We start from the raw sequence: 7,292 nt of genomic DNA, 5'->3' as shown, positions 1-7,292 counted from the left end.
GCTAGCGAAGCTAGGTTCTTCGAACTCTGGCGTTTGTCTTGAGTTTCAGGCTGCCTTTCCTAGGCGCGCTCGGTGGGTGTAGCCCTCGACGTGGCGGTCGATGGTGGCCAGTGCGCGTTGGAGTTCGGGTGGTGCGGGTGGTTGGTCGGCGGCGATGAGCGGTCCGAGCAGGCGGTCGTGGAGCTTGGTGTAGAAGATCGCGACTCGTTGGCCATCGGCGGTGAGGTCGTAGGTGTTGGTGCCGGGACGTCGTCGGATCAGAGCCTTCGTCCTGAGCCGGGCGAGGTCGTAGCTCATCTGGTTGACGGTGTAGGGAACGCCGAGCAGATGGGACACCTGGGCGCGGAGGCTCCGGTTGGTGAATCCGAGGGCGTTCAGGCCGACACACAGGGCGCCGAGCAGGGCCATGACCCGAGGATCTCCGAACCGTAGTGCGGGCGACCTCCTGCCATCCTGGTTGAGGGTGGACTGTGCGACCCGCTCAAAGGCTGGGCTCGCAAGGACACAACCCTGCCCGACACGTTCAGTATCGAGCAGGCGGGCGTTGACGGCACGTGCCTTGGCCTGCAGTTCGTCGAGGTGGGCCAGGCGGCGTTTGCACCCCAGGTCGTCGGGGGTGTTGATCACGGTCTCGACCCGCAGCGCGCGGCCGTCCTTGAGGTACTGCTTGACCCGGGAGTGCTTGTAGTCGGCGTTGACCGTGACCCCGACGGTGTCGCGGGTCGCGATCCGGGTCTTGTAGGTCGGCTCGACCTTCGGTGGGCGGCCCCACCGGCGGGGGTGGCCGGCGAAGACCAGCTCCACCCGATCAGGTCGGCCGATGTCGAGGTTGTCGGCGACCAGGGCCTCGAAGAAGGTCCGGGCCCGCCGCGGCTGGTCGAACACGATGGTGCGGGAGGTCTCGATCTGCCGCATCGAGAGCTCCCACCAGTACCCAGCGCCCCGGTCCGTCGGGGTGAGCGGCAGCGGCAGTCGGTTCATCCAGCGCTCGAAGAACACGCCGATGGTGCCTGGTCCGAGGCGGTCGCAGATGGTCTGCAGACCGTCCGGATCGGCGCAGGTGGCGAAGCCGTTGGACAGCTCGGTGAACCCGATCCCCGCGTGGACCGCTTGGCGTTTGGCCCACTCGTGCCCGTTGAGCCAGACCTTGACCGGATACGGGAAGTAGGCGCAGACCTTGATGAAGCATGGGCCGAAGTCCTCATCCCAGAGGTAGAAGTAGTAGCAGGTCACCCGCCGATCGGCCTTGGTGAAGGTGAACCACACCTGACGGCCCGTGTCGCCGCGGTCCTCACGCTGGTAGGCCGACCACACGTTCTGGTACTCCTGGGCGACACCGATCGCGGCCACGCCCGGACGGCCCGTCTTGGCCTGAGCAGCCAGGTACGGGTGCATCACATCCTGCTTACGGTCGTCCTTGGCGAACTTCACCACCGGGACCTGATGGGCCTCGGCGAACGACTTCACCCCACGGCGGAACGCGGTGCCGATCTTCTCCATGATCGCCGGCGAGGGGATCGGCTGCTTCAGATGCGCCATCATGAACGCGCACACCTGGCCGCTGGTCTGCAGGCTCGCTACATAGCCGTTGAGATAGATCCGATCCAGACACTCGATGTCCAACCCGACGTGACCCTCAAGCAACTCATTGACCGTCAGCGTCTCGCCCATGCCCCACACTGCGCCGCACCAGACCGGCTACACCAGCCCCCGGACTCGGCGGTCAGAGGCGAAGCCTCACTGGGAGTCTGATGAACAATCCGCGCGGCTACGCGACGCCCGGTGGAGCGTTGGCGGCGTTCGCCTCGGTCGGAGTGACCCGCCACGCCGTTCCTCGGCCGCCTTGCCACCGCACGCACCGGACGCCGCTCGCGTTCGCCCGTCTTGTTCAGCAGCCTCCTAGCCCCACACGGCGCGCGCCCCGGCGTCGCCGGTGCGGACCACCCACACCAGCACCACCACGGCTCCGGCGGCGAGCAGCGCGTCCAGCACCACGCGCACCGCACCGGTGCGCGTCGAGAGCCACGCGGCGACGACCGCCACGGCGCCGAACCCGAGCGTGATCCAGAACAGCTGCCGGGCCAGGTGCTGGTGCTCCAGCACCCGCGGGCTGGCCCGGATCTCGGGCGGCCGGGAGCTGAAGAAGCTGTTGCCGCTGTAGTACGCCGCGACGATCGACCCGACGCCGACCAGCACGACGGCCAGCACCGGCCAGCGCAGCACCGACCGCCACCGGGGCAGCGCGACGTACCCGAGCGCCGCGACCGCGGCGAGCGATCCGAACACGACCGCGGCATGCACGACCAGGGGGTGCAGCGGGAGCCCGTTGATCTCCATGGACAGGTACACGGACCCGGACGCCGGGGAGTTCACTAGGGTGAGCACGTGCCGATCTCTTCTGGCTCCACCGGCTCCACGGACTACACCGACGACCTGCGGCTCGCCCACGTCCTCGCCGACGACGCCGACTCCCTGACCGAGGCCCGGTTCAAGGCCCTCGACCTGCACGTGATGAGCAAGCCCGACCTCACGCCGGTCACCGACGCCGACCAGGCGGTCGAGGAGAGCATCCGCCGCACGCTTTCGCGGGTGCGCTCGCGCGACGCCGTCACCGGCGAGGAGCAGGGCTCGACGGGCCACAGCCAGCGGCGCTGGATCATCGACCCGATCGACGGCACCAAGAACTTCGTCCGGGGCGTCCCGGTCTGGGCCACGCTGATCTCGCTGGTCGTCGACGACGAGGTCGTCGTCGGGGTGGTCTCCGCCCCGCTGCTCCAGCGCCGCTGGTGGGCGTCCGCAGGCCACGGTGCCTGGACCGGACGCTCCCTGCTGAAGGCCACCCGTTGCCAGGTCTCCGACGTACGCCGCCTCGAGGACGCCTCGCTCTCCTACGCCTCGCTGCACGGCTGGGAGGAGCGCGGCCGCCTCGACGACTTCGTCTCGCTGATGCGCCGCTGCTGGCGGACCCGGGCGTACGGCGACTTCTGGTCCTACATGCTGCTCGCCGAAGGCGCGATCGACATCGCCGCCGAGCCCGAGCTCGAGGTCTACGACATGGCCGCGCTGGCGGTGATCGTCCGCGAGGCCGGGGGCCGGTTCACCTCCCTCGACGGCACCGACGGCCCGTTCGGCGGCAACGCGCTGGCGACCAACGGCCACCTCCACGAGGCGGCGCTGTCGTTCCTCGGCTCGCTCCCCGACGACTCCGACGACCCGGACTCGCCCCGCTCGGGCCCCGGGTCGGTGTCCGACCTGCGCCTGCACCGGCCCCGCGACTGACGCCGGTCGTCACGGGCTGGACGAGGGGCTGTACGCCGGGGCGTGCCGACAGTACGGTCGTCGCACGGACCCCAGCAGAACCCTCGGAGGTGCAGCGATGCGGATCGGCGACGTGCTCAAGGCGAAGCCCAGCAGCGAGGTCATCACGATCGGCCCGGACGCCGGCGTACGCGAGCTGATCGCGAAGCTCGCCGAGCACAACGTGGGCGCGCTCATCGTCAGCTCCGACGGCACCAGCCTCGACGGGATCGTCAGCGAGCGTGACGTCGTACGCCACCTCCACAGCGACGGCACCGTCATCAACAACACGGTGCGCGCGATCATGACGGAGGTCGTGCAGACCTGCGAGCAGGACGCGGCGGTCGAGGAGCTGATGAAGACGATGACCGAGAGCCGGATCCGCCACGTGCCGGTGGTCGAGGACGGTCGCCTCATCGGCATCATCAGCATCGGCGACGTCGTCAAGCACCGCATCGACCAGCTGGAGTTCGAGCGCGACCAGCTCGACAGCTACGTGCACCAGACCTGAGCCTCGATGCTGGACCCGGGCCGAGCCTGCTAACGCGGCTCGCTCTCGGCGAGCACGAGCGCGAGATCGTCCGACATCCGCTGCCCGCCCCAGACCAGCAGCCGCTCCACCAGCCGGTCGAGCGCCTCCTCGACGCTGCCCTCGCCCAGCTCGGCGGCGTACTCGTCGAGCGGGAAGAACTCCCCGTGGGCGTCGCGGGCCTCGACCAGCCCGTCGGTGTAGAACAGCACCCGGGCCCCCACCGGCCAGGGGTGCTCGGTCAGGACCGGCTCGGCACCGAGACCGAGCGGCAGCGTCGGCTCCCCCGTGTCGGCGGTCTCAGTGGCGCCTTCGACCACCAGCAGTGGCGGATGGTGGCCGCAGTTGGCGAGCGTGACCCGGTCGCCGTGGAACTCCCCCACGATCGCCGTCACGAACTCCTCGTCGCCGATCATCCGCGCCAGCGTCTCGTCGATCGTGCGCGCCAGGGCCGCGATGTCCGCGGCGGTGAACGCGGCCGCCCGGAACGCACCCAGCACGGCAGCGGCCGTCTGCACCGCCTCCAGCCCCTTGCCGCGCACGTCGCCGACGATCACCCGGACCCCGAACGGCGTCGCCGCGACCTCGTAGAGATCGCCGCCGACCAGCGCCTCCGCCGTCGCGGAGACGTAGCGCGCGGCCAGGCCGACCGACCCGATCGCGGTCGGCATCGACCGGAGCACCGCCCGCTGGGCAGTCTCCGCGATGACCGTCATCCGCTCGAGGCGCCCCTCGCGGCGCTCCCGCAGCGCCGCGCCCTGGACGCCGAGCGCCGAGAGCAGCGCGCACAGCAGCACCCGGACCCACCAGTCGAGGGTGCCGAGGCTGTCGTGCCACACCCCGACCGGCACCGCGAGCAGGGTCGCGACCACACCGACGACCGCGGTGCGGCGCGAGGTGGTCAGCAGGCTCGCGACGATCGTGCCGGTCCCGAACACCCCGATCAGCTGCACCTCGGTGGTCAGCGAGACAGCGACGAGGGCCGCCAGCACCGCCAGTCCGGCACCGACGCCCCGGTCGAGGGGCGGCCACCGGTCCGAGGTCGAGGTCACGCCCCGATCCTGCCAGCACCTAAGGTGTCGCACATGGACAAGCCCGAGATCGAGTTCCCCGACTTCGACCCGCCCGCCGACCTGGTGGTCACCGAGGTCACCGAAGGCGACGGCCCCGAGGCCACCGCCGGCAGCACCGTGTCGGTCCACTACGTGGGCGTCGCGCACTCCACGGGCGAGGAGTTCGACGCGTCGTACAACCGCGGCGAGCCGCTGCGATTCCGCCTCGGTGTCGGCCAGGTCATCGCCGGTTGGGACCAGGGCGTCCAGGGGATGAAGGTCGGCGGCCGCCGCCAGCTGGTCATCCCGCCGCACCTCGGGTACGGCGACCGCGGTGCCGGCGGCGTGATCAAGCCCGGCGAGACCCTGATCTTCGTCGTCGACCTGCTGGGTGTCTCCTGACGCTGCGGGTTTCACCGGTCGGCCGGTGAAACCCGCACGACACGCCGAGGACCACCGGCGTGTCGTGCGGGTTCCGGCTGACAAGTAGCCGCTGGAGCCCGCCGAAGCCCGCTGGGACCGCCTACGGCGGGGTCAAGGCTTCACCAGGGCAGGTCGTCCTCGAACGACGCCTCGTCGGCGACGCGGGCGGCCGTGCCGTCGAGGGTGACGACGTCGCCCACGACCAGCTGGCGGCCACGGCGGGTCTCGACGTCGCCGTTGACCCGGACCCGCCCGTCGGCGATGACCGGCTTGGCGTCGGCGCCCGACTCCACCAGGTTCGCGAGCTTGAGGAACTGGCCCAGCCGGATCGACTCGTCGCGGATCGGTACGTCGAAGGGCGTCGGATCGGCCATGGGCTCAGTGAACCAGCACGCTGACGGCGTGGATCAGCACACCCACCAGGCCGCCGACGATCGTGCCGTTGATCCGGATGAACTGCAGGTCGCGTCCCACGTGCAGCTCGATGCGACGAGCGGCCTCCTTGCCGTCCCAGCGCTCGATCGTGTGCGTGATCACCGTGGTCACCTCCGCGCCGTACCGCTCGACGCCGAAGACCGCCGCGTCCGCGGCGAGCCCGTCGAGCCGCTCGCGGAGCGTCTCGTCGGCCAGCAGCCGGTCGGCGAAGCGGGACACCTCGTCGAGCAGCCGCTGGCGCACCGCGCCCTCGGGGTCGGTGAGGGAGGCCTGGAGGGTCCGGCGCAACGCCTTCCAGAGCGAGACGCTCGAGCTGATCACCTGGGGGTGGTCGAGGAGCCGCTGCTTGAGGCGCTCGGTGCGCTCCTGGGTCTCGGGGTCGTGGAGCAGGTCGTGCGCGAGCTGCTCGAGCATCGAGTCGAGCGCCTGCCGGGCGTGGTGGCGGGGGTCGTCGCGGATGTCCTCGACCCAGTGCACCAGCTCGCGGTGCAGGCGCGTGGTCACGGCCTCGTTGAGCCGCGGCGGCGTCCACCACGGCGCCCGCTCGCCCAGCACCTCGGCCACCGTGTCGGGGTTCTCCACCAGCCAGCGGTGCAGCTCGGCGAGACCGAGGTCGACGAGTCCGTGGTGCAGGTCGTCGCGGACGGTCTCCTCCAGCAGGCTGCCCAGGAGCGGTGAGATCGGCTCGTCGTGGAAGCGCGGCACCAGCGCGTCGCGGATCAGGCCCTCGATGTGCTCGTCGCGGACCCGGTTGAGGGCGATCACCGCGACGTCCGCCACCTCGTCGACCGCCCGGCGCGCGTGCTCGGGGCGCGAGAGCCACCGACCTACCCGCAGCGAGATCGTGGCCGCCGCGACCCGGTCGCGGATGATGCCCTCCTGGAGGAAGTTCTCGCCCACGAACTCCTCCAGGCCCCGGCCGAGCTCGTCCTTGCGGCGCGGGATCAGCGCCGTGTGCGGGATCGGCAGGCCCAACGGGTGCTTGAACAGCGCCGTGACCGCGAACCAGTCCGCGATCGCGCCGACCATCGACGCCTCGGCGCCGGCGTTGACGAACCCGAGGAACCCGTCCTGCTCGAGGGTCGCGACATAGACCAGCGCGGCGAAGACCAGCAACGACACCGCGAGGGTGCGCATCCGGCGCAGTCCGCGCCGGCGCTGCTCGTCGGCGGCCGGGTTGGGGGTGATCATCGAGATGGTGGACATCGCTCGCCATCCTGCCTCACACCCGGTTCCACCCAGGGTGGTGCGAGAATGAGCCGGACCACACGAGGCTCGGCGAGGTGGGTTTGGGAGCACCGCACCGCCGGGCAGTCTCGTACTGGCCCCGGCGCTCGGGGTCGCCGACACCTACCTTTCTCGAGGAGCTAGATGCGCCGCCCGATCGTCGTCCTGGCCACATCCATCGCGCTCGCCGTCCCGTTGACGGCCGGGTCGCCGGGTGTCGCCGACTCGCCCACGGCCGGGAAGGCCCCGGTGGGCGCGTCCTCGAGCCGCACCGGCTCCGCCCCGGCAACGGGCGCCGGCACCGGCGCGGACACGGCCGCCCAGGCGCT

Annotated in this window: 9 protein-coding genes; 3 read left to right on the top strand and 6 right to left on the bottom strand. The window is 70.8% G+C overall.

The genetic code is table 11. The features are described 5' to 3' along the window. Positions 1-45: 45 nt before the first annotated feature. Positions 46-1,671: a hypothetical protein gene (locus VGD85_RS12610; RefSeq protein WP_331063793.1), complete on the bottom strand. Its 1,626-nt coding sequence runs from the start codon at positions 1,669-1,671 to the stop codon at positions 46-48. Between the two features lie 228 nt (positions 1,672-1,899). Continuing rightward, on the bottom strand, positions 1,900-2,385 hold the full coding sequence (locus tag VGD85_RS12605) for a DUF2231 domain-containing protein (RefSeq protein ID WP_331063792.1): 486 nt from the start codon (positions 2,383-2,385) through the stop codon (positions 1,900-1,902). Between VGD85_RS12605 and hisN the strand changes: the two genes are divergently transcribed. Further along, the gene (gene hisN / locus VGD85_RS12600; protein ID WP_331063791.1) at positions 2,386-3,279 is read left to right on the top strand and encodes a histidinol-phosphatase; all 894 of its coding nucleotides are present in this window, start codon (positions 2,386-2,388) and stop codon (positions 3,277-3,279) included. Positions 3,280-3,376: 97 nt separating this feature from the next. Next, positions 3,377-3,808, top strand: coding sequence for a CBS domain-containing protein (locus VGD85_RS12595; RefSeq protein ID WP_331063790.1), 432 nt, complete (start codon positions 3,377-3,379; stop codon positions 3,806-3,808). A 29-nt stretch (positions 3,809-3,837) separates the two neighbouring features. Here the strand turns inward: VGD85_RS12595 and VGD85_RS12590 are convergent, their stop codons facing one another. Continuing rightward, positions 3,838-4,878 (bottom strand): PP2C family protein-serine/threonine phosphatase, encoded by a 1,041-nt coding sequence (locus VGD85_RS12590; protein WP_331063789.1) that lies wholly within the window; start codon positions 4,876-4,878, stop codon positions 3,838-3,840. A 33-nt stretch (positions 4,879-4,911) separates the two neighbouring features. On the opposite strand from VGD85_RS12590, the gene VGD85_RS12585 reads away from it, so the two are divergent. After that, complete coding sequence (locus VGD85_RS12585) at positions 4,912-5,280, top strand: FKBP-type peptidyl-prolyl cis-trans isomerase (RefSeq protein ID WP_331063788.1); 369 nt, start codon at positions 4,912-4,914, stop codon at positions 5,278-5,280. A gap of 140 nt (positions 5,281-5,420) precedes the next feature. Here VGD85_RS12585 and VGD85_RS12580 read toward each other — a convergent pair whose 3' ends face one another. From VGD85_RS12580 to VGD85_RS12570, 3 genes are all read right to left on the bottom strand, one after another. After that, on the bottom strand, positions 5,421-5,675 hold the full coding sequence (locus tag VGD85_RS12580; protein WP_331063787.1) for an RNA-binding S4 domain-containing protein: 255 nt from the start codon (positions 5,673-5,675) through the stop codon (positions 5,421-5,423). A gap of 4 nt (positions 5,676-5,679) precedes the next feature. Next, positions 5,680-6,942 (bottom strand): DUF445 domain-containing protein, encoded by a 1,263-nt coding sequence (locus VGD85_RS12575; protein WP_331063786.1) that lies wholly within the window; start codon positions 6,940-6,942, stop codon positions 5,680-5,682. A 161-nt stretch (positions 6,943-7,103) separates the two neighbouring features. Further along, positions 7,104-7,292: hypothetical protein (locus VGD85_RS12570; protein ID WP_331063785.1), on the bottom strand; the 189-nt coding region annotated here is incomplete at its 5' end.

It is taken from the genome of Nocardioides sp., from assembly GCF_036401255.1.
Lineage (GTDB): Bacteria > Actinomycetota > Actinomycetes > Propionibacteriales > Nocardioidaceae > Nocardioides.
This window is presented reverse-complemented; position numbering and strand designations above follow the sequence as displayed.